General features: G+C 62.9%; 17 protein-coding genes. 4 read left to right on the top strand and 13 right to left on the bottom strand.

Annotated features, from left to right (window positions below):
- Position 1: 1 nt before the first annotated feature.
- From CO664_RS11270 to CO664_RS11255, 4 genes are all read right to left on the bottom strand, one after another.
- Positions 2 to 1,903 carry an ABC transporter substrate-binding protein gene (locus tag CO664_RS11270; RefSeq protein WP_097538785.1) on the bottom strand — a complete coding sequence of 634 codons (1,902 nt, stop codon included), beginning with the start codon at positions 1,901 to 1,903 and terminating at the stop codon, positions 2 to 4.
- Complete coding sequence (locus CO664_RS11265; RefSeq protein WP_097538784.1) at positions 1,900 to 3,792, bottom strand: ABC transporter ATP-binding protein; 1,893 nt, start codon at positions 3,790 to 3,792, stop codon at positions 1,900 to 1,902. The genes CO664_RS11270 and CO664_RS11265 overlap by 4 nt, the downstream gene beginning before the upstream one ends.
- A 212-nt stretch (positions 3,793 to 4,004) precedes the next feature.
- Entirely contained in the window at positions 4,005 to 4,976 is a 972-nt protein-coding gene (locus CO664_RS11260) for a polysaccharide lyase (protein WP_097538783.1), read from the bottom strand.
- 7 nt (positions 4,977 to 4,983) lie between these two features.
- The gene (locus CO664_RS11255) at positions 4,984 to 6,333 is read right to left on the bottom strand and encodes an adenylate/guanylate cyclase domain-containing protein (RefSeq protein WP_097524536.1); all 1,350 of its coding nucleotides are present in this window, start codon (positions 6,331 to 6,333) and stop codon (positions 4,984 to 4,986) included.
- A 416-nt stretch (positions 6,334 to 6,749) separates the two neighbouring features.
- Between CO664_RS11255 and CO664_RS11250 the strand changes: the two genes are divergently transcribed.
- On the top strand, positions 6,750 to 8,087 hold the full coding sequence (locus tag CO664_RS11250; RefSeq protein WP_176536561.1) for a nucleotide sugar dehydrogenase: 1,338 nt from the start codon (positions 6,750 to 6,752) through the stop codon (positions 8,085 to 8,087).
- Here the strand turns inward: CO664_RS11250 and CO664_RS11245 are convergent.
- Complete coding sequence (locus CO664_RS11245) at positions 8,077 to 9,264, bottom strand: DUF3095 domain-containing protein (protein ID WP_097538781.1); 1,188 nt, start codon at positions 9,262 to 9,264, stop codon at positions 8,077 to 8,079. The genes CO664_RS11250 and CO664_RS11245 overlap by 11 nt on opposite strands.
- 272 nt (positions 9,265 to 9,536) lie before the next feature.
- Between CO664_RS11245 and CO664_RS11240 the strand changes: the two genes are divergently transcribed.
- A complete protein-coding gene (locus CO664_RS11240) occupies positions 9,537 to 10,367 on the top strand; it encodes an MBL fold metallo-hydrolase (RefSeq protein ID WP_097524533.1) in 831 nt (276 codons plus the stop codon).
- Here the strand turns inward: CO664_RS11240 and CO664_RS11235 are convergent.
- The 4 genes from CO664_RS11235 to CO664_RS11220 form a co-directional block, all read right to left on the bottom strand.
- Positions 10,354 to 11,124 (bottom strand): polysaccharide deacetylase family protein, encoded by a 771-nt coding sequence (locus CO664_RS11235; protein WP_097524532.1) that lies wholly within the window; start codon positions 11,122 to 11,124, stop codon positions 10,354 to 10,356. The two genes, CO664_RS11240 and CO664_RS11235, sit on opposite strands and share 14 nt — an antisense overlap.
- Positions 11,121 to 12,218, bottom strand: coding sequence for a glycosyltransferase family 4 protein (locus tag CO664_RS11230; RefSeq protein WP_097538780.1), 1,098 nt, complete (start codon positions 12,216 to 12,218; stop codon positions 11,121 to 11,123). The genes CO664_RS11235 and CO664_RS11230 overlap by 4 nt, the downstream gene beginning before the upstream one ends.
- A gap of 74 nt (positions 12,219 to 12,292) precedes the next feature.
- Entirely contained in the window at positions 12,293 to 14,398 is a 2,106-nt protein-coding gene (locus CO664_RS11225) for a mechanosensitive ion channel family protein (protein WP_097538779.1), read from the bottom strand.
- A gap of 194 nt (positions 14,399 to 14,592) precedes the next feature.
- Positions 14,593 to 15,771 (bottom strand): glycosyltransferase family 4 protein, encoded by a 1,179-nt coding sequence (locus tag CO664_RS11220; RefSeq protein ID WP_097538778.1) that lies wholly within the window; start codon positions 15,769 to 15,771, stop codon positions 14,593 to 14,595.
- Positions 15,772 to 16,089: 318 nt separating this feature from the next.
- Between CO664_RS11220 and CO664_RS11215 the strand changes: the two genes are divergently transcribed.
- Positions 16,090 to 17,325 (top strand): hypothetical protein, encoded by a 1,236-nt coding sequence (locus CO664_RS11215; protein ID WP_234820228.1) that lies wholly within the window; start codon positions 16,090 to 16,092, stop codon positions 17,323 to 17,325.
- Between the two features lie 41 nt (positions 17,326 to 17,366).
- Here the strand turns inward: CO664_RS11215 and CO664_RS11210 are convergent, their stop codons facing one another.
- The 4 genes from CO664_RS11210 to CO664_RS11195 all read right to left on the bottom strand — a co-directional run bounded on the left by CO664_RS11210 (position 17,367) and on the right by CO664_RS11195 (position 21,356).
- Complete coding sequence (locus CO664_RS11210; RefSeq protein WP_097538777.1) at positions 17,367 to 18,554, bottom strand: DegT/DnrJ/EryC1/StrS aminotransferase family protein; 1,188 nt, start codon at positions 18,552 to 18,554, stop codon at positions 17,367 to 17,369.
- Positions 18,555 to 18,648: 94 nt separating this feature from the next.
- Positions 18,649 to 19,335 carry a PIG-L deacetylase family protein gene (locus CO664_RS11205; protein ID WP_097524527.1) on the bottom strand — a complete coding sequence of 229 codons (687 nt, stop codon included), beginning with the start codon at positions 19,333 to 19,335 and terminating at the stop codon, positions 18,649 to 18,651.
- Between the two features lie 34 nt (positions 19,336 to 19,369).
- Complete coding sequence (locus CO664_RS11200; RefSeq protein ID WP_176536560.1) at positions 19,370 to 20,047, bottom strand: sugar transferase; 678 nt, start codon at positions 20,045 to 20,047, stop codon at positions 19,370 to 19,372.
- A 55-nt stretch (positions 20,048 to 20,102) separates the two neighbouring features.
- Positions 20,103 to 21,356 (bottom strand): polysaccharide biosynthesis/export family protein, encoded by a 1,254-nt coding sequence (locus tag CO664_RS11195; RefSeq protein ID WP_037416830.1) that lies wholly within the window; start codon positions 21,354 to 21,356, stop codon positions 20,103 to 20,105.
- A gap of 293 nt (positions 21,357 to 21,649) precedes the next feature.
- On the opposite strand from CO664_RS11195, the gene CO664_RS11190 reads away from it, so the two are divergent.
- Positions 21,650 to 22,978 carry a lipopolysaccharide biosynthesis protein gene (locus CO664_RS11190; RefSeq protein ID WP_097524524.1) on the top strand — a complete coding sequence of 443 codons (1,329 nt, stop codon included), beginning with the start codon at positions 21,650 to 21,652 and terminating at the stop codon, positions 22,976 to 22,978.
- The last annotated feature ends 30 nt before the right edge of the window (positions 22,979 to 23,008 follow it).

Genomic DNA, 23,008 nt, shown 5'->3' with positions numbered 1-23,008 from the left:
CTCAGCTATCCTGTTCCAGCCAGAAGGTATCCGCCTTGTAGACGCCGAAATAACTCGTCGGATCGAAGCCCCACAGCGCCTCATCCGGCATGTTGCGCAGCTTCGTCGAAACGAGGATCGGCTGCAGCGAAGCGTTGACGAGGCCGATCGAGAAGACTTGGTCCGTATAGATGGACAGCATCTGCCTCCATATGTCGGCCCGCTCCGCGTCGTCGGCGGAATGCCGCCAGCGCTTGAGCAAGGCGAGCAACTCGACCACCGGCTCCAGGTCCGGTGCCTCGCCCATTTCGCCGTGCGAAATATAGTTCAGGCCCCATACCGGCCATTGCAGCTGGTCGTCGGCGGTCGGAGCGAGCTGGCCCGGGTTCATGTCCGCCGTCGGCACGCCGTTGTCGATGCCGAACCACATGGACATGACGATCTCGCCGCCGACCGCCCGGCTGCGGAACGTGTCGCGCTGCGAGGTGCGGATGAAGAGCGAGATGCCGACCTTCTGCCAGTAGTCGGTGATGAGCTGCAGCACATCCGTGTCGAGTGTGCTTTCGCCGGGCGTTTCCACGACGATCTGCGCACGCCGGCCGTCGGGAAGGATGCGGATGCCGTCGCTGTCGCGTTTCGCAAGGCCGGCCTCATCGAGCAGGGCGTTGGCCTGGTCGGGATCGTGGGCGATCCAGGCGCTCGCGTATTCGGGACGGAACAACGGACTATCCGGCAGGACCGTATCGGCGCTCTCCTTGGTCAGCCCGTAAAAGGCCGCCATGTTGATCTCACGCCGGTCGATGGCCAGCGACAGGGCCCGGCGGACCCGCACGTCTCTCAAGAGCGGCCGCCACACCGGATCGGCGCAATTGAGGTTCGGAAGCAGCGCCAGGCGCGAGCCGGTGGTCTTCTTCCACAATTTGACCTTCACCGGATAACGCTTCTCGGCATCCTTGAGGTAGGTATAGTCGACGAAGTCGATGCCCGCCGCCTGCAGGTCGCTTTCGCCCGTGCCGGTCTTCGCCGGGATGAGCGCCGACGAACTGACGCTCAGCACGAATTTGTCGATATAGGGCAGTTGCAGGCCGTTCTCGTCCACGCGATGGAAGAACGGATTGCGCTCGAAGATGAATTGTTCGGCCGGCAGCGGCGTCGTGTTGCGCCACGGATCGAGGGTCGGCAGGTCCGGGTTTTCCGGCCTGTAGGAGCGCGCCATGCGTTGGTGGAGCTGGTGCCACTTCTTGACCCGCTCTTCCTTCATCAGCGCCTTCAGCTTATCCTCTTCCTGGTATTTCTTGTGGAACTGCTTGAGATAGGCCGAGGGCATGGCGAGAACCAGCGGCTGCGGCGCCGCCAGCTTCTGCAGGAAATCCGGATTGGGCATCGCCCAGGAGTAGCGCAGCGTGCGCTCGTCGAGGACCTCGAACTTCGCCGCCTGACCGTCCATGACCATGGCCGTCGGCAGGCCGGCCGGCGACAGGTCCTCGTTGAGCAGCACGTCCTCGAAACAGTAGCGGAAGTCCTCGGCGGTCAGCGGCGTGCCGTCCGACCACTTGTGCCCCTCGCGAAGATGGAAGGTGAAAATCCGGTCCTCCACCGTCTCGAAGCGTTCGAGCACGTCCGGGTGGAGGTTGAGCGCCTCGTCGTAGCCGACCAGCCGGGCATAACCGTAGATCGTCATCAGGCGGATGTCCTTGGCGCTGCCGATCAGGCTGCGGATCGTTCCGCCATGCCGGCCGGGCTGCCTCCCCATCGCTGCGACATTGATCACTCGCGGCGTTTTCGGCAGGCGTTCGTTGAGCGGCGGAATCTTGCCTTCGGCGACAAGCGGCGCCGAGGCATCGACCCCGCCCGCCGCGGCGAAGAGGACTTTCGGCAGGGCGGTTGAAGCGAGGATGGCGAGTGCTGTTCTTCGGGTAATCACGGGCGCAACTCCCTAGCATCTGCCGATTTCCTGGCGAGCACGTAATGACCACCGCCAAGATCGGCCGGAAAGAGAGCGTTCTCCTCGCCGCCGTCCGAGAATTGCACTCCCCACTGACGCTGGTCCGAACACCCGCTCGCCTGGAGCGCGTCGAAGTCGAGCTTCCGATCCAGATCGGGATAGGGCACGGCTGCCAGCAGTGATTTCGTATAGGGATGAACCGGATTGCGCATCAGCACCTCGCGCGGTGCGAGCTCGACAATCCGCCCCGAACACATGACGGCAATTCGGTCGGCCATGTAGTCGACGACCGCCAGATTGTGCGAGATGAACAGCATCGTCAGGCCGAGTTCCTTCTGCAAATCTTTGAGAAGGTTGAGAATCTGGGCCTGGACTGAGACATCGAGGGCCGAGACGGGCTCGTCGCAGATCAGGAGCTGCGGAACCAGCGCCAGCGCCCGGGCAATGCCGATGCGCTGCCTCTGACCGCCGGAAAAGCTGTGCGGATAGCGATTGATGAAGCGCTGGTCGAGGCCGACCGCCTGCAGCAGGGAGCGGACGGTTTCGACCCGCGACTTCGGATCGCCCCGGCCGTGAATCTCGAGCGGCTCGCTGAGGATGTTCTTGACCGTCATGCGCGGCGAAAGCGACGAGACCGGATCCTGGAAGACCATCTGGATCTTGGCGCGAAGCGCCTTGAGCTCGGCGCCATCGAGCTTCAGGACGTCGACGGCGCCTTCCCCGTCGTCGAAGGTGACCGAACCCTGATCCGGCGTCACGGCGCGCATCAGTATCTTGCTGACGGTCGTCTTGCCGCAGCCGCTTTCGCCGACCAGCCCCAGGCACTCGCCGCGACGGATGTCGAAGCTGACATCGTTGACGGCGCGGTGGCGCGACGTGGTGCCGCTGCCGAACCAACCGGACGAGCGCGTCGAGAACGTCTTGCACAGATGGCGGACCGAGACGAGGACATCCGGCCCGGCGGCCTTCTTGACGTGCTGGGTTCCGAGGAGCGTCCCGGCCTTGACCGGCACTTCGCGAAGCGCCTTCAGCCTTTCACCCGGCTTCATGTCGAAATGCGGCACGGCCGCCATCAGCCCCTTGAGATAGGGATGCTGCGGATTGCGGAAGATTGCCTCGACCGGCCCCGCCTCGACGATATCGCCGTGATAGATGACGACCACCTCGTCGGCCATGTTGGCGACGACGCCAAGGTCGTGCGTGATCAACAGCATGGCCATGTTGAGCTTCGACTGGAGCTCGCGCAGCAGCTGCAGGATTTGCGCCTGCACCGTCACGTCGAGCGCCGTCGTCGGCTCGTCGGCGATCAGCAGTGCCGGGCGGCAGATCAGCGCCATGGCGATCATCGCCCGCTGACGCATGCCGCCGGAAAGCTCGAAGGGGTACATGTCGTAGGCCCGCTTCGGATTAGCGAAACCGACATAGCCCAGCAGCTCTTCGGTTTGCGCCCGGCGCTCCGCCTTGTCCGCATCCGTGTGGATTTTCAGCACTTCGGAAATCTGGTTGCCGATCGTGTGGAGCGGCGACAGCGAGGTCATCGGCTCCTGGAAGATCTTGCTGATCCGAGCGCCTCGGATTTCCTGGATCTCGCTCCCGTCGGTTTCGAGCGAGAGCAGGTCGACCGGCTTTGCCCCGGCCGCGGTGTCGTTAAACAGGACCCGGCCGCCCACCTTGGCGACACTGGGCAAAATGCCCATGATCGCCTGGCTGATGGCCGACTTGCCCGACCCGGACTCGCCGACGAGCGCCGTCACCTTGCCTGGCAAAATTCTGAAATTCGCTCCCCGGACGGCCTCCACGTTGCCGCCAAGCACGGAAAATGTGATCCGCAGACCCTCAACCCTTAGTAGGTCCGCTCCTGAAGTCATTGCAACACACCGCCCTCATTACCCCTCCTGCATGATCCCCTCCCTTATGGCAGGGATATTATGCAGCAATTTCAAGTGTCACAGCGACCTTGACATGCCCCGCGGCGCTGTAGCGTCCGCCACCGTCGAAACAGTAGCTTAGCTTCCGCGGGCTGTCCAGCGCACCGCCGGTGGGGTACGTGGAGGGCGTTGGCAAGTGGCGCGCGGACCTTTTACGGAAAGGGGCAAACGCCGTCCGTCAGGACATCGGCACAACGCGATGAACGGCGGAAGTCGTCGTAATAGAGCGTCCAGTCGGTCGTGTCGGCGGCGCGATAGGGGCCGAACTTGAAATACTGATTCTCTCCCAGGCCTTTGTCGGCGTGGCCGATATGGCCCTTGACCGTTATGATCGGCTTACCGTTGGCAAACAGCTCGATGTGCCCCGTGCCGTCCGGCCCGGGTTTGGTGAAGATCGCGAAATCGATCCAGCCGGAACCCGGCTCCGGGAGCGGATTGCCGTGATCGGTGACCGTCACCGCCTTCGTGCACGAGTTGAAAAGGCTGCTGTCCTCAGTCGTCCAGTTCGGGTCCGTGGCCACCAGGATGCGCACCTGGTTCACGTCGGGGCGGGCCCAGGCCGGCACCTCGCCCGGCCCGCAGCGGGCCGGCTTTCCTTCGGGGCCGGTCGAAATCGGCAGCTGATAATTGGTCTCGACGGTGGCGAAGAGCTTCCCGAGGTCCATGCGCAGCGCCAGAAAGGGGCTGAAATCCCCATCCGCGCCAGGATCGATCTCGCGCTTCCATTGTGCGATCAGATAGCGATGGTCGCCGCTCGGAATCGGGTCGTCGAACTTGACCGCGAAGCCGTACCAGACGCCTTGGTCATAGGGAACGCGCAGAGCGGTCTTTTCCCAGATTTCCGCCCGCTCGCTGCAGCCGTCGTTCAATGTCGGGCAATGCGGCACGACGCTGAGCTTCAGCCCGCCATTGCCCGTCCGTTTGACCGCGGTCTGGAACTCGACGGTGCCGGCGCTCTGCTCGAAATTCTCGCGGTAATAGAGGCCGCCTTCCGGCGCAAAATCCTTGCCTTCGAAACCGTCGACCAGTTTCTGCTCCAGAGGAGGTTGTTGTTGCTGCAGCGCTTGAGCGTTTGCGATGGTCGGCAGGAGAAGAGTGGCGGCCAGAAAAGCGACGCGAAGCATATATCCCTCATTGGAGCATCTTGTCGATCAGGCCGCGAGGCCCCGGCGGCCCGATCTTGTTGCGATAGAGCAGCATGACATGCTCCGCTTCGGAAAGTCCATCCTCCGTCTCGTCGAAGGCGCGTTCCTGTGCGATGGCAGCGAGGGCCGCGTCCTTGGGATAGAGAACCGTAAACTTCTGGCGCACGCCGCGCAGCCTCTCTTGCCCGAGGGTCAGCCAATCGCCGCCGCAATAATTGACGAAGGCTTCGCTGGCGACGACGTTGTGGCCGTATTTCTTCGTGAGATTCTGCAGCCGCTGCACCTCGTTTACCGCCGAGCCGAAAACCGAGAAAGTCAGCCGGTCCCGCAATCCGACATTGCCGAACATGACGTTGCCGACATGCAGGCCGACGCCGTAGCCGATCGGTTCGCGGCCCTGCCTCTTCCGTTCGGCATTGAGAGCGGCGAGCCGGGCGCGCGCCGTACCGACTGCGGCGAAGGCTTCGCGGCTCGCAAGCTCGGAAGGCTCCTTGTGCCGGCCGCAGGGATAGACGGCGATGAAGCCGTCGCCGACGAAGCTCAGGATCTGGCCGCCATGGCGGTTGAACGGCGTCGCGATCGCGTCGAAGAAACCGTTCAGCGTCTCGATATAGGCTTGCCGGCCTTCCCGCTCTGCAAGAACGGTTGAGTCGCGCATGTCGGCCATGACGAGGACCGCGCGAACCGTCTCGCCATCTCCCCGGCGCACCTGGCCGCTGAGGACCCGCCGGCCGGCATTGGCGCCGAGATAGGTGGTCAACATGTTGTCGGCGAGCTTGCCGAGCACCGCGACCTTGGCGGCGATGGCCAGATGGTTCTGCAGCCTCAGCAAGGCGGCGATGACGTCATCGCTGAAGCCGCCGTGACGATCGGTCGTCCAGGAGCCGACCATGCCATGCTCGGAGACGGCGCCGAGCGGCTGCATGAAGGCGATATAGTCGGTCGCTCCCTGTTCCTTGAGCTCATCGAAGATCGGGAATTCCGACGGCTGTGCCGGATCGATCCGTCGCCGCACATGGTCGAGATTATTGCTGAGCAGGTAATAATAGGGGCTGCGGAGGAACCGATCGGGATTGAGCGCCAGTTCCTCATGGCGAAGGCCGCTGACCTCGACGCCGCGGCCGCGCCACCAGGTGAAGCCGAGCGCGTCATAGAGCGGGTGGAGCATCGAAAAGGAGAGGTGAACGCGCATGAGCGGCAGGCCGGCCGCTGCCAGCCGCTCGCAGAAGCCGCGCACGATCGTCTCCAGCGATTCGTCGCTGAGGGATGTCCGCATCAGCCAGTCCGCGACCTTGTCCAGGAGGATTTCGGAAACATTGTCGTTGATCGCACTCATTCCACGTCCTCATTTGTCGCGATGGCGGATGTCGACAACGCTCCAGCGGCACCCGGCGAACTACATCGCCTGCCCGGCAGCACTGGCTGTGGCACCCGTCACTAAAGAAAGGCTCCGGCCGCATCTGACGGCGGCGGCGGCGGCGCGCAGCGATCGGATCGCCACGATTTCGCCTTGCAGATATTCACCGCCGGCCCCGATTTCCAGAGACGTTCGCAATTTTTAATCGTGGGAGAATGCTACACGGAACAGGCCCTCCGATTACACCCTGCAATTGCCGGGGTTGCCGATTGGACGCCGCTCCACGATGCTGCCCGCGCTTGACTTCGCGCCGCTTTGTCGCCAACAAAACCGGACCAGCTCGCGCGGCCGTCGCGTCGAAAGAGCGGCGCGTCCGCCAACACTTGGAAATGATCTTGACCTCCTCTCATCACGACAGGCTGCTCGAATCGATCGGCGGGCGCACCGCCAAGATCGGCGTCATCGGCCTCGGCTATGTCGGCCTGCCGCTTGCCATCGCGGTTGCCCGCTCGGGTTTTCCGGTCACCGGCTTCGACATCGACCCGGCAAAGATCGTCGCGCTCGACGACGGCCGCTCCTATATCGAGGCCGTCCCGGACGATGCGCTGAACCGGGAGGCCGCCGCCGGACGGTTTCGCTCGACGACCGACTTCCGCGAGCTCGGCATCTGCGACGTCATCGTCATCTGCGTGCCGACGCCGCTCACCAAGCACCGGGACCCAGACCTCTCCTTCGTGGAGAAGACATCGCGGTCGATCGCGGCCTGCCTGCGGCGGGGCCAACTCGTCGTTCTCGAGTCGACCACCTATCCCGGTACGACGGACGGGATCGTCCGTTCGATCCTGGAAGAGACCGGCCTGAACTCGGGGGTGGATTTCTTCCTGGGCTTCTCGCCGGAGCGCGAGGATCCCGGCAACCGGAAATTCGAGACGGCGAGCATCCCCAAGGTCGTGGCCGGAGACGGACCGCTCGCGGCAGCGCTGATGGAACGCTTCTACGCGGCCGTGGTCGAGACCGTCGTGCCCGTTTCGTCCAATGCGACGGCCGAGGCGGTGAAGCTCACGGAAAACATCTTCCGGGCGGTGAATATCGCCCTCGTCAACGAGCTCAAGGTCGTCTACGAGGCGATGGGCATCGACATCTGGGAGGTCATCGAGGCGGCGAAGACCAAGCCGTTTGGCTACATGCCGTTCTATCCCGGCCCGGGGCTTGGCGGCCATTGCATTCCGATCGACCCCTTTTACCTCACGTGGAAATCGCGCGAATACGAACTGCCGACCCGCTTCATCGAATTGGCCGGGGAGATCAACTCTGCCATGCCGCGCCACGTGGTGACGCGGCTCGCCGAGGCGCTCGACCGGAGACAGGGCAAGGCGCTCAGCCGCGCGAGCGTGCTGATCATCGGGCTCGCCTACAAGAAGAACGTGCCGGACATTCGCGAAAGCCCGTCGCTGCGGCTGATCGAGCTCATCGAGGAACGCGGCGGGAAGGCGGCCTTTTACGATCCGCATGTCGAGGAAGTTCCGCCGACCCGCGAGCACATCGCACTCAAGGGCCGGCGGTCGATCGTCTTCGACGAAAACACCGTGCGCAGTTTCGATGCCGTGCTCGTCGCCACCGACCATGACGCTGTCGACTACCCCGCACTTCGCGACTGGGCGCCGTTGATCATCGATACGCGCAATATCTTCGTCCGCCGCGGCCTCGCAGGCGATCACATCGTCAAGGCGTGATCGCGCGCGCTTGCGGCCCGTCTTCGGCAAGCGTTGCCTTGAGGTTCGTTGCCGCCATGGCATAGCCGCCAGCCGCTCCATCGATGAAGTGCATGTGGTCGCGGCTCATCGGAGACGGCACGATGCAGGTCATTAGGGCGGAATCCTGCCGATGCAGCCCATAGCGGCAAACGCCCGCTTCGGCGCCTCGCTTCAACCGCTCCTCGATCCGGTTCAGGCGATCGGCGCCGACATCGATCGTCATCTTCAAGCCGTCGTCGAATTTGCGGAAGTCGGAATTATTGGCAAGGTCGTGCTTGTACTGGGTGACATCGAACCTGCCGATATTGAGGCCGAGCCTGAAGCAGACGAACAGCAGGGCGCTCTGCAGCGCGATCCATGGCCAGGCCAGGAGGCGCTTGCCCGGTGAGGCGATGGCGCGCGATTCCATGGCGATCCCACGCATCGAAAGGCGAGGCTCGGGACCGCCCTCCGGAACCGGATGGCCGCCGCGCTCCTCGCTCTCGGCGAGCGCCACGACCTCGGCGATCAGCGCCTGAAATTCCGGGCCGTTGCCACGCGCGCCGGGGACCGCGATGATCGACACGATGGCGCCATGATGAGAGACGATCGGATTCCAGCGGCAGGAAAGCCCGCTCAAGTCCGGCCTCGTCCCCGGCGCCGCAGCGTCGATCTGGTAGCGCCCCGCCTTCATCTCCGCTTCCGCCCAGCTTGCGCCGCCGCCCGAGAACATCGCGTAGGAAACCTCTTCGCTCGCCTTGAAGCGGGCGACGCGCATATCGAGACCCTTGGCGCGAATGTCGCCGACCGGAACGAGGGCGGCGCGCAGTTCAAGGCCGAGCTCTTCGGCCACCCAGGTCTTGGCCGCGGCGAGAGCCGTGCGCGCCTTTGCCGACAGGGCGGCGGGTATGGCGGCGAGCGCCCCATCGCCGCCGAAGACGAAAGGCAGGTCCCTTTCCTCAAGCGCGTTCATCAGGGCCGAGATCACGCTGGCGCCCGCCATATTGACGCTCTTGTAGCGTCCCTCGGCGATCGCGCCGGTCGAATTGACGATGTCGGCTACGGCCAGCGACCAGCCCTCCGGCAGGGGCCGGTAATTCGCCTCGTCGGCCACGCCTTCGAACGCTTCGAAAAGCGGCAGGCTCTGGTAGAATTGCATTTCGGCTGGCTCTGCCATCGATGCTGAACCCTTTGGCCAGGGTGGAATTTGGCCGCCACCAATTTTCAGAGTGGGAGCGGAACGCCTCAGTCCTGAATCGCCCCATACAACTTTTAAATCACGTTGGGGCCGACGGTAAGGCTTTCAATTCAGGACCGGCACAGAAATCGTCGACAAGCATTCCGTGGCCGCGAGTGCCAATGGCATTGCAGGACCCTCATGATTTGTGCTTGTCTAGTCAGCGCGCCGGGGCAAAGTGCCCGAGGCGGGCAGGATGAAACCGAAACGGAATGCGGGACGACACCTTTCGAGTGAAGTTTTGGGGCGTCAGAGGCAGTTTGCCGGTGTCCGGCGAGCAGTTCCTGCGCTATGGAGGCAACACGCCCTGCATCGAAGTCCGTTGCGGCGCCGAGGTGCTGATCTTCGATGCCGGCTCGGGACTGCGCGAGGCTGGCCTGTCGCTGATGTCCGAGGGCGTCTCGGAGTTCGACGTCTTCTTCACCCACACCCACTACGACCACATCATCGGGCTGCCCTATTTCAAGCCGATCTACCGCTGCAGCTCGGCGGTGCGTTTCTGGTCCGGCCATCTCCACGGCACGATGTCGACGGCCGAGATGATCAACGACTTCATGCGGCCCCCATGGTTTCCGGTCGGCCCGGGCATCTGTCAGGCAAGCCTCGACACGGTCGATTTCCGTCCGGGCGACACGCTTTCGCCGCGCAAGGATGTTTCGATCCGCACGATGAGCCTCGTCCATCCGGGCGGCTGCGTCGGCTACAGGGTCGACTGGGGCGGCCGCGCCGTCGCGCTCATCTATGACACCGAGCACGAGCCGGGCATACTCGATCCCACCCTCCTCGATTTCATCGCCGACGCTGATCTGCTGGTTTACGACTGCACTTATCTCGAGTCGGAGATGGCGGCCTATCGCGGCTACGGCCACTCGACCGGGATACACGGCTCGCGCCTGGCGATGGCCGCTGGCATTCCGCGGCTTGCCATGTTCCACCACGACCCGTCGCGCACCGACGCGGCGCTTGCAGCGATCGAACAGGAAGTCCAGGCATTCTTCGCGGGCGCCTTCGCGGCCCGCGACCACCAGGTCATCGACCTATGAGATCCGACACCTTCCGCCAGCGACTGGCCGGATGGGTGACGGTAACCTCGAACAGCTTCGACAGAAACGCCCAGACATTCTCGTCATGGACAAGGTGATGCGTCAGAATACCGACTGAGCCGCCGCCGTTCACCACCTGCTCCAGTCTCGCGAGAATGTCTCGAACGATCTGCGCATGATCGCGGCAGCCGCGCGTTCCGCGCCAGTCGATGACATCCACATGCGTGTTGATGATCTGGAGGCCGGGCCGCAGGAGAGCGGTGGCCTTGCCGCTCCTCTCCGAACCGAAGACCGACAGCGCCCTGAAGCCGCTTGCGCCGAGCCCGGCGACGATTTCCGCATCGATCCGGTTCCATGGCGGGACGAGCAGCGGCACGAAGGAAGCGGGAAAGAGGGTTTTGAGACGGGCATATCCGGCCCGCAATTCGTCGGAGACCGTTCCGCCCTGTCGGTGGCTCCCTAGTTCCTGGCGCTTCTCTCCTGCGGGCGCATGGTTCTCGTGCGACCAGCCATGAACCGCGACGCCGATGTCTCTGCGGCCGGCGAGGCAGCGCTCGAGACGCGCGTCGGTATGTGCAGGAATCACCGCCAGGGTCAGCGGCACCGAAAACCGGTCCGTCAGGTCCAGCAGTCGGTGAAGCGCCGCCGTCGGTTCGACCGCATCGTCGTCGCGCAACCAGAAATCCGCGCTCTCGCCGGCTTCCTGCATCTGGTCGAGCCTGTCGATCAGCGCCTGCCAGATGGCCTCACTCTTCATCCTGCCCTCCTGACGAACGTGCCGAAAATAGTGTCCAGACGCCGAGCGGCGGCAGTGAGCGAGCGCTCTTCGAGCACGAAACGGCGCGCCCGATTGCCGAACTCGGCGCGCTTGGCAGCGTCGCCCAGCAAGACCCGGATCGCTTCGGCGATGCTGGCGATGTCGCCCGCCGCGGTGAGCAGCCCGGTGTCCCCGTTTCTGACGACCTCGGGGACGCCGGCGGTCGCCTGCGCCACAACCGGCAGGCCGGCCGCCTGCGCCTCCAGATAGGAAAGACCGTAGGCCTCGCCGCATCCGGGCCAGACATAAAGATCGCTTGCGAAGAGCAGCTCCGCAACCGCTTCGGGTGCATTTTCGCCGGCCCAGGCGAGCCGCTCTTCCGGCAGACCTGCAAAGGCCTGCTGCACCTCCGGGCGCGTCGGGCCGTCGCCGACGACGGTCAGCGTCCAGGGAATGTCGACGATCATTTCGAGTGCGGCCGCGAGCATCCGGTAGCTGTCCAGCTTGTCGCCGGGCCGCATCATGGCGACAGCGATCAGTCGGGCCGCATCCGGTTTTTTCCGCGGCGTTCCCTCAAATTGGGTCGTGTCGATGAACGGAGGCAGCATGGCATATCGCCCCTCCGGTATCGCCTCATCGAGCCCCTTGCGGTCGCGCTCGGTAAAGCAGATGTTCACCGCCGCCTGCCTTGCGCCGGCTGCGATTGCCTCCTGGGCGAGCTTCCACGCCCCCTCGTTGCGACGCGACGAATAGGAGCTTTCGGCCGTCACATAGGGAACGGAAAACTCAGCGGTCAGCGGAGGACCGATCAGGTCGGCGGCCTTGTAATAGGGATGGTAGCAGAACCATGCGTCCGGCGGACCCTCGCTCGCCCACCTCCGGCGAAGCCGGGCGATTTCCGCGTCCGCTTGCTTGCTGAGATCCAGATAGGCCGCGTCAGACGCTTCGCGCGAAAAGGCACGCAGTCGCGACGAGATATCGACCTCATGCCCGCATAGCCCAAGCGCCTCGGCCAGCATGCGCGCCATCTGCCTGTCGCCAGAGGGGACGGGATGATCCGGGGACTTCAGCGGCGCGTAGAAGGCAATCCTCATGCGCCGCGAGCTATCCCGCCTTCTCCTCCTGATGTCAACACGGACCGCCAGGCCGCGGCGCCCCCTGCCCCGATCTACTCGGCCGCGGCCTCCCCTCCTTGCTGCGCGGCCAGAGCCGCCTTTTTCTTCTCTATCGCATCCCGGGTCGCCGCCGCGGCGGCGGTCGCTTGCCCCTCATCACCGGCGACCTGAACGGTCGGCGAGGCAAAATTGATTCCGTTGGCGTCAAACGCCTCCTTGATCATCGCCTGAGCCCGGCGCCTGATCTGGGTCTGGTGACCTGGCTTGGTCGTCATGGCGAAGCTCAGGGTGATGCCGTAGTCGCCAAACTGCTCAACGCCCTTCATCTTGACGGTCTCGATGATCAGCGGCCCGAGTTCCTCATCCTCGAGGAGCGCAGCACCGATGCCCTTCACGACCTTCTTCACCTTGGCCACGTCGGCATCGTAGGAGACATTGATCATGAACTTGTCGATGACCCAGTCGCGGCTCATGTTCTGGACCGCGCCGAGCGAGCCGAAAGGCACGGTGAACACGGGCCCCCGGTGGTGGCGCAGCTTGACGGAACGGATGCTGAAGGATTCGACCGTTCCCATATAGCTGCCGCTCTGGATGTATTCACCGACCCGGAAGGCGTCGTCCATCATGTAGAAGATGCCGCTGATGATATCCTTGACGAGCGTCTGCGAGCCGAAGCCGATCGCGACGCCGAAGACGCCGGCGCCGGCGATCAGCGGCCCGATTTCGACGCCGAGACCGGAGAGCACCATCATGCCGGCGACGACGGCGATGAAGGCTGCGAGAAAATTGCGCAGGATCGGCAGCAGCGTGCGCAGCCGCATGCCGCGAGCTAGCTGAACCGGGTCGGCGACGTCAACGCTTGCCCGCTTGACGTGTAGATTGATGAACTCCTTCGTCAGTTGCCAGATCAGATCCGCGGCGAGCAGAATGACGATGCCGGAAAGCACGCCCCGGAAGATGCGGTTGAAGACGTCGTCCTGCATCATCTCGCTGCCGTTGAAGCGGAAGACGATGGCGAGCCAGGCGGCCGCGAGCGCGATGATGGCGAACCGCGCTCCGCGGTCGATCAGCACATTGCGCATTACCCGGACATTATCGGCCGCCTCTGCGTCCAGCATCGTCCGCGTCGCGGCACTGACGAAACGCAGCAGCGGCGGCAGGCCGAGGAGATAGACCCCGAGCCAGAACAGCACCTTCATGCCGGCAACCCAGACGACCCACAGCAGGATGAGGAAGGCAACGAGCAGCGCGTTGCGCAGGATGCGCCGGCCGCCCGTCAGTTCCTGAGCCGGCCGGCGGAGCACCGTGTCGATGCCGATGCCGAGCACGACGAGGCCCAGGCCGGCGCCGGTGAGGTCCCGGACGTCGGGGAGGAACGAAAGGGCCTGCATCATGTCCATGACGGCCCACAGGACAGCGACCGCACAGACCATGACGACGAAGCGCTTGTGCCAGAACCTTGTCACGTCGGCGGCGGGCGACACGCCTGCCTCCTCCGCATTCTCATCTGCCGGCTTCGCCAAGGCCGCAGCGACAGTGATCAGCAGGCGCGCGACGATCAAGGCAATCAGGAGCGGTGCGACCGCCGCCTCCAGCCGGCTCGGCCAGTCGGCAAGGACGAAGGCGGCGATCGCCGAAACTGCAAAGACGACGAGCGGCGCGATGCGAACAAAGGCCGCAAGGCCTGGCCCAGACTGTCCTGCGCTTCGACTTGCACTCCGCCGCAGCAAGTAGCGGAGAAGAAATTCGGCACCGTAGCCGACGAGAAGCACGAAGCCGAAGCCGCGCAGGATCGGCATCGTTCCTTGGTGCATATCTGCCGTTATGCGCTGTCTTGCCGCCATCCACTCGGGAACCAGCCGCGGGGCCGCTTCACGCATGCCGCCGAGGTGCCTTCTGATTTGCGCGACCCATCGCGAGGCAACGCCGCTCGGCGGCGCGGCGGCCGCAGGCGGAGGCGTGATCTGCCTGGCAGAAAGCCATTGCCGCACCTCGGGATCGTCCAGCAGTTCGATCAATTGCTGGACCTTGGCCGGCGGCGCCGTCGCCGCGGCCTCCTGCGCAGCCAGAGGAGAGCGGGAACCCAAACCCAGTTGAAGAACGAAGACGAACAGGGCCAGGACTGCACTTTGCCCAACAAGCCTAAACATCGAACTCATGCAAGCGCCCCCTCATAGCGCGGGACAATCGCGCGAGATAAATTGTATCAAATATTTACGCATACCGCAGGTCAGAAAGCCCGAGGCGCTCAGACAGGCAGTGCAACGGCGCGAGGTCGAAAGATGCTCGGGATCGCTTCGGCCACAGCGCGAACCGGCCTGCCCGGTGATTTTGCCGCCGACCAAAGCGCAGATTAGCCGGCACTATCAAAGGCCTGCAAGGGCGTCTTCAAGGACTGCGTCAACACGCGTGCGGCCAGCATGTCCCACTCGGCAAGGATCTGCTCAGGCATGTATCTTTGGGCGCTGGCCGCAGCCCTTGCCCCCAGTCGTTCCCTGAGGTTACGATCGGAAAGCATCCTGTCGAGGGCTCTAGCAAGGGCTTCGACATCCTCCTTCGGCACAAGTATGCCGTCGCTCTCATGCGTGATCATAGCCCGTGGACCCCATTCGCATTCGAAGGAGACAACGGGCAGGCCGGCAGCCATGGCTTCCAGCAGCACAATTCCCCATCCCTCGTAACGGGAGGAGAGGACAAACGCATCCGCGGTTTCAATCCAAAGGCCCGGCCTTTCGGTGACCCCGGGCATGTCGACCCGTTTCTGCAGACCGAGCGTCTCGCGCAGGGTCTCCAAGCTACGCCGTTCATCGCCCTCACCCCAGATGACCAACCGCCATGCGGGGTGAGCGCCAGCAATCCTGGCGAAGGCTTCGAGCAAGAGGTCGAAGCCTTTCTGGGGCGTCAACCGGCCGACCGCAGTCAGGATGTTCTTGCCGCGCCTGTTCCGCCAATCCCGCGGCAAGTCGACGGGATTGGCGATGACCCAGCCTTTTTTGCGAATGCTCGGCGGAAAGTAATCCAGCGCCCCTTGGGTCATCGTCACCAGGCCGAATGCTCGAGGGTATAGGCTTGCCTGAAGCCGCCTCCAAAACAGACCGAAGGGCTGTAAAGCCGGGTTGTTGCGCTCGGAGACGACGACCGGAATCGCGGAACCGATCGTCGCCAATAGCGTCAAGACATTCGTTCGCGTTAGAAAGCTTAGAACAAAATCCGGGCGAGTGCGCCGAATGGCAGAGCGCAAGCGTCCCAACCGCTGCAGCACCAGGAGGGACGACCGCAGCTTCGAGGCTTTGCGGGGCGGTACGCCCAGGCGGACGATCTCGATCTTGGGATCGAAATCGTAATAGGGCTGCGCATCCGGACGCTCGAGGGTGATGAGCGTCACTGCGCAGCCGGTGCTGTTCCAGTGGTTGGCAACGAGATTGACGATGTGCTCGGTTCCGCCCGCGCCGAGCGCCGGAACGACGATCGTTATCCTTGCCCCGGCGATCTGCGGCGATGCGAGCGCTCGAGAATCTGAACGTTTGTCCATCCAGAATTGCCCTCCCCATGCCGAGGTTTCTACTGGCCGCGTGACTAAACACATGGTAGAAATTACGGGAACAAGACTTTGCAATATAGCCGCACTTGTATTTCTCGACAGTACGTAAAATGCATTCCTTGGGGCACACCAAGTTTCGTTCCCTCATAGAGCAACTGTGAATTGCAGAAGGGACGCTAACACTAACCGCTTCGTCTAGCTTTTTAAAAGCCGCAGGCATCCGGCCGTAGTCGGGCCGCGGTCGACACCAGCCGGATCGCAATGGGAACGCGATCTCGCCTGATCGTTGCGAAGAGGCGGGAGGGGCAGTTGAAAAACCTGATCGCACTCCTGGTTTCGGTGATCCTGGCGTTCGGAGCCGGGGAGGCGATGCTGCGGTTGCTTACGCCGTTTCCGATCGGCACGCAGTCGCATCGCCATATCGACTCCAAGTACGGCTATCGCCTCGATACCACTCTCGGCGACGTCGACGAGGAAGGCTTCCGAAACCCCGCCGGCGCGCATCACGGCTTTCAAGTCGCGGCGGTCGGCGACTCGATGACATACGGCAACAACGTCGAAAGCGCCCATTCCTGGCCGGCGGTCTTCGAGGCAATCACGGGTGAACGCACCTACAACTTCGGAATTGGCAGCTACGGCATCTACACCTATCACGCGATCGTCGTCGATGCGCTGGCTGCCGGTGCGAAAGGCGCGATCGTCGCCGTTTACCCTGCCAACGACTTCGCGATCGTATTTTCCGCATGCGATATCCTGGACGCGCAATCCGACTTCTGGCTTGCAGAACAGAAGCGACTTCAGCTGCAAGCCTTCATCGGTCAGTCCGGAGGTCATTCGCAATGCACCAAGGCGCGGTCGGCAAGCCTCAAGACGAAGCTCTTCGAGAATGTCGCCATCTTGAGCGCCTATCACTACGCGATCAGGGATCGGGCGAAGAGCTTGTATGGTCGCTTCTTCGCAACCAGCGATCAGGAACTATCCGAATATTATGGGTTTCCGGACGGATGTCCGCCAGTGTCGAAGCGCTATGTCGACGAAGCTGGTCGAATGGCCGATCCGACCTCGCCCGAGGTCGCTGCAATGCTGGCGGATTTCGAGCGCTTTGCGGCCGATTGGGCTGACAGAGGGCGGGGCCGGATCGGACTTTTGGTGCTTCCGACAAAAGAGCGGGTGATCTACGAACATCTGCGCCGCCGTGGCCAGCTCGCAACCGCCGAACCTGGCTTTGTCGCCAGCGTTGAAACGCAGATCGCGCTCGAGGAAGAAATCCGGCAGATCGCCGACCGGCTCGACTTGCCGCATCGCAGCGCCGTTGCCGCAACTGCCGACGCTTTGCAGGCAGCTATCCTGGCCGGGCAGCGTTTTTATCCGGACAGCGACGGCCATCCGTTCGAGTCCGGTTATGAAGCTTTTGCAAGAACCGCATCGTCGCTGTGGGAGGAAATGAAGGCGGCGGCTTCCGAGACACCCGGCATTGGCTGCGAGGGCAGCTGCCCGAGCACGATGCTGCAAAAAGAAGGAGCCGGCGTGGATCAACATCGGTAGCGAGGGCTTGCTGCCTGTTTGTTCAGTTCGCTCTTGCGGAACTATGACCTCTGACGGCGCGCCTCTGCCGTTGAACTGGCGCTTGCCATGACTTCCCGGAGAACCTGTGCCGCCCTCCCGACGGCAGCCGTGTCTAGAGCGGGATCGACCAGGAATGCGAGGCTCGTCTCTCCGAGCTGCCGCGCGTTCGGCAACCGCTTAACCGGACCCATGTTCATATCCACGAATGCCTTCTCGAGGTAGATCTCCGGGCAACTGCCGCTGAAGCAGGCGACCCCGGCACTGTTAACTTCCGCGACGATTCGGTCTCTGCTCCATCCCGGCAACAGTAGCTCCGGCTTCAAGAAGGTGTAGAACCTATACCAAGCATGCCGGACGCCTCGGGGAGGAAGGGGTGTACGCAGAGCGTCTATCCCGGCGGCCGCCCTGGCGAGAATGGCGGCATTCTGCGCCCTGATGCTGTGCCATTGCTCGAGGCGCCGCAACTGCCGCGACCCCAACACCGCCTGGAAGGAAGTCATGCGCCAGTTCGTCCCGATCGACTCGTGCAGCCAGCGGAACCCCGGCGGGTGCTCTCTGTTGTAGACGGCATCGAAAGACTTGCCGTGGTCCTTGCGGCTCCACGCCTTCTTCCACAGCTCCTCATTGTTCATCGCCACGAGGCCGCCTTCGCCTCCGGTGGTGATGATCTTGTCCTGGCAGAAAGAGAAGACGGCAATGTCGGCGAAGCTGCCGACCGGGCGACCGTCGATTTCGGCGCCATGCGCCTGGGCGCAGTCCTCGATGACCCACAGTCCGTTTTCGCGGGCAAATTCCATGATCGCCGGCATGTCACAGGGCCAGCCGGCAAGGTGGACGGCGATAATGCCCTTGGTTTTCGGTGTCAGTTGCTCCCTGATGCTTTCTACGGTGATGTTCTGGCTGTCGCGGTCGACATCGGCAAAAACCGCGACCCCGCCCGCCATCGGCACCGAAGAGGCCGAGGCGATGAAGCTGCGTGGCGTAACGATCACTTCGTCGCCGGGCTGAAGTCCGAGCGCAAAGAGCGCCAGGTCCAGCGCCACGGTTCCGTTCGCCAGAGCCACCGCGTGCTTCACGCCAAGAAAGCGCTCATAAAGCGCCTCGAAGTTGCGGACATGCGGTCCCGTCCAGGCATTCACCTCGCCCGATCGAAGCACCGAGACGACATCCTCGATCTGCTCCTCGTCGTAGATTGGCCAACGCCCCATGTTTCCCTCCCGCTCGTATTCATCCGCCTCCGGCCATGGCCGAAACAGTGTATCGAAAATCCAACGGACACTGCCGCGGTCGGTGGTCTCCGCTTCAAACGACGTGCCGAACCAGGACGAAGGCCTCGGCCGCAGCACACATCACGGTTGCCCCACGCAAGGTGGCGAGGGCCCGTAGGGCCGCTATGGAACGCTCGTGCGGTGGTTCGCGCAGCTGCGATGCAAAGAGCTGCATTGCCTCAACCTTCGCCTCTAGATGCTCGCTGATGTCGACAAAAAAATTCGGCAGAAATCCCGGGGACAAGTACGGGGCATTCCAGTTCGTTTCCGAAAGCGTTTCGTAGGCGAGGATCAGTTTCGGAAACCCCGCCTGGTGCGGCCGACAGGCCACCAGGGCCGAGGTGAATGTCAGCTGATGGTCCATATGCATGTCGCCCGCGAAGGGAACGAGCACTGTTTGCGGGCGTAGACGAAGAACAAGGTCGAGCAGCGCACCGTTGACGGAAGCATGTGCGGTTTCGGCAAGCTGTGCAGCAGGCAAACGCAGCCAAAGGGTTTCCCGCACGCCCAAGACCCGGTGCGCCTCCATCGCCTCGGCCTGCGTCCTGGCGATCGTTGCGGCGTCGAAAGTCGGCGGCTTTCCCTCGGTTACGATGGCGACGAAGACCTCCTCGCCCCGCGATGCCAGCTTCGCGATGGTCCCGCCGGCGCCCAGCACCTCATCGTCGGGATGCGGAGCAACGACCAATGTGCGGCCGAAAGAGAAATGCGAACCGTTCATGGAACCTCCGAGAGCCCCTGCCGCCATCGCATCGCTATCCGTGGCTGCGGCCCGCACGAATGACGCGCAGAAAATCCTTGGCGACTTTCAAATGCATTTCATCGACACGCTCGCCCAAGACGATCGTCTTCAGTGTCAACAGGAGAATTCGCCCATCAAGCCAAAGACTGGCGTGCGCGACATACCAGAGGTCAAGCGCGATCTTCTCCTCGTCCGACAGCAACGTATTGCCATTCACCTGCGCCCAGCCAGTCATGCCGGGAGTGACCAGTGAGCGCAGGCGGCCGAGATCGCCGAAGCTTGCGACCGTGGCCAACGGAAGCGGGCGGGGGCCCACGATCGACATGTCGCCTGCCAACACCGCAAGGAGTTGCGGGAGCTCGTCGCAGCGGAGCCTGCGCAGCAGCGAAGTCGCAGCCGTCTGTCGCATGTCGTCCGGCAACAATGTGCCGTCCGGTCCGCGCGCGTTCGTCATCGTCCGAAACTTGGTCACCGTGACGGCACGCATGCCCGCACCGGCGCGCGTCTGGGTGAAGAGCAACGGCAAACCGAGGCTCGCCCAAACCACCATCGCCGTTACCGCCATCAGCGGCAGGCAGAGGACGACGAGCAAGCCGCCAAGAGCGCACTCAGCTATTCGCTTGAGACGGTATGATCCCGACGGGGCGGGCAGAGCAAAAGGGAAAACTGCCTGCTCTCGACTGGGCTTCACTTCGATGTCCCCTGGCGCGTGGAGCACGGTTTCCAGTATCACTTGTCTAAGAATGCTACATTCCGGCGATACTCACGACGACGACATCGCCTGGCAGCAATTCTGTGACGAGGGACGCCTGCAGGCTGGTCGGCTTGCCGCCAACTGCGCTTCGACGGACCTCGTAAGCATAGGAGATCTGATTCTTCTTCGATTCATCGCGGGCCACCGCGGCGAGGAGAAGGATCTGCTCTTCAGCCGAACGTTGCTCCGCAATCAGCTTTTTGATGGCAATTTCACGCTCCTGGAGCTGGGTCAGAATATCCTTCTTCCTGTCAGCTGCGAGCTTTGCCAGCTGCAGTTTCAGCTCGCTCATCTCCTGGCGCGTACGCGCAAGGGTCGCGAAGGTTTCCAGCAGTTGCGCCTTTTCCGTTGCCGCACTGTTCTCCGCGCGAGAAAGCTCGCTCTCAGTGTTCAACCCGCGCTGCCGGAGCGCGCCGACGCGCGCCACATCGTCGACGCTGTTGCTCACGATATCTTTCTGCTGCTGCACCAGCTCGTTCAGGATCTCTATCCCACCCTCGGCCTGGGCAATTCCTTCCGTCAGAATTTGCGCTTGCGATCGATAGGCGGCGAGATCCTCCTTCAGGATCTTCTCCTCCAGCTCGATGACGCCGTCGACAGGCAACTCCTCGACATGCGTGCGGGCGACTTCCGGGACGTCTTTCAGGTCGACCTTCTCGCTGGATTTCAACTGCGCCGCAAGTCGCGCCGCATAGACGGCCTCGTGAACGATTTCGGCTTTTGCGGCCTCTATCTCGGCGCGCAGGCGGGCGCGTACGATCAGCCGGTCGGACGCGTTCGCCGTCACCACCTGCATGCCGCCCGCAAGGCCGATCGCCTGCTCGACCGTCAGGCCGCTGTAGAAGGGAAACGAACCGGGGCTCCTGACCTCGCCGAGGACGAAAATCGGCCGGAAGGTCGAAATATTCAGAGACAGCTTCGGATCGACGAGGATGTCGCGTCTCCGGTACTCGCTGCCAAGCTTTTCAATCGCCTCCGTTATCGTGAGACCCACGACGTTGACGCCGCCGATAAGGGGGAACTGCGCTTCGCCGTTGCCTGAAACGGTCGCCGTTATCGGCAGCTCGGCATCGTCGAGGAAGTCGAAGGTCAGGACATCTCCGGCGTTGAGCCGATAATCACTGGCAGACGCAGGCGGGGCCGGGCCTACCACGAGTCCGACTGCCAACAGCACGATCGCCAAAAAATACGTGCCCCAAACCCTTAGGGACAAGCTCGTGGCCGATAGCGGAGGTAACGTCCCCATCGCAACCGCCCTCCAAAAGCAACAAAGAAAAGGCTATCAAAATATCTCGCGCGACTATATTCTCCCTCATACTGTCCCGTCAAAGGATTTTAGTTGTTTTTTGCGCCGGTGACCGGCAAGGCGACTTACCTGGACGCTCAAACACGACTGCGCCCAGGGGGCCGCGCGGGTGTTCCTGCCCTGCGGAGTCAGGCTCACTCCCGATAGATTTATGAGTGCATCGGCCCTGCGCCACGGGCGAAGGGCGGCGCGTTTTTCGACAGGGCGGCCTCGCTAGAGGCGGGAGGTCTCGTTTGGCGATACGAGAAGAGCTGGCCAAATATTTCAACCGCCTCCACAAGATGCTCGCTCGGGAAAAAGGACTGAAGGGTCGCCTGGGAAATATAAGGCACCTCCTTACGGGGAATGCGCTTACCTCCCTGCTCGGCCTTGTTGGATTCGCCTTGACGGCCAGGGCGCTTGGTCCGTCCGAGTATGGCATCCTGGCGCTTTGCTTCACCTATACGGCCGCCATAGAGCGGCTCGTGAACTTCCAGTCCTGGCAACCACTGATCAAGTTCGGCGCCGAATCGAAGAGCGCGGAAACGCTTGCTTCGTTGTTCAAGTTCGGGCTTCTGCTCGATGTTTCTGCGGCTGCGACCGGATGCGTGATTGCCGTGGCGCTCGTGTGGGCCTTCGGGCCGTGGCTCGGGATCTCGTCCGAGATGTCCGGACTTGTCACGCTTTTTTGTGCCATTCTGCCGTTTCGCATCTCCGGCATGCCGCTGGCCGTGCTGCGCCTGTTCGGGAAGTTTCGAACAATCGCCTATGGCCAGGTCGCCTCGAGCGTTTTCCGCGCGGGATTGTGCGCAATCGGCTTTGCCTTCGGCGGTACCTTGCAGGACTTCGTGCTGATATGGATGGCGGCCCAAATCTTCGGCTCGCTGTCCGTTCTCTTCCTTTCGCTTGCGGAGTTGCGAAGACAGGGAATGCTGGCGAGCATGCTTAAGGCTCCTGTCCGCGGTATCAGCGCTCATTTTCCAGGCCTCTGGAAATTCGCGATCTCGACGAACCTGTCATTGACCCTGCGTTCGAGTGCCAACCAGCTCGACACGCTTCTCGTCGGCTACCTGGCAGACCCGACCGCGGCAGGTCTTTATCACATCGCCAAGCGCATAGGCCGAATGACCCTGCAGATCGGAGATCACGTGCAAGCGGTGCTCTATCCGGATCTGGCCCGGGCCTGGGCCGCGAGCGCAATCGAAGCGTTTCATCGGGCCGTCACACAGATGCGAGTGCTTCTTCTCGGCTTCGGAATATTGCTGGTCGGCGCCGTGTCTTTGACGATCGATCCGGTGCTGAGACTGGCTGTCGGTCCGGATTTCGAGGCGGCAGGGCCCTTGGTCATCGTTCAATCGATCGCGGCGACCATGACGCTCTATGGTACTATAACGCGCTCAGCGCTCCTTGCCATGGGGCGGGAGGATCGGGTTCTAAGCAGCGTGCTCGTCGCGACAATCGCGTTTCATGGCACCGCGTTGGCGCTGATCCCGCGGATCGGCCCGATGGGCGCCAATTTGGCCCACATTGTCATGGCCGCCATCTGGCTCTGGATGATGGCAGTGGCGTATCGGCAGACATAGGCAAGATCGCCAGAAGCTTCTCTCGACAGC

Origin of the sequence: Sinorhizobium sp. NG07B (assembly GCF_002532005.1) — a bacterium.
GTDB lineage: Bacteria > Pseudomonadota > Alphaproteobacteria > Rhizobiales > Rhizobiaceae > Sinorhizobium > Sinorhizobium fredii_C.
This window is presented reverse-complemented; position numbering and strand designations above follow the sequence as displayed.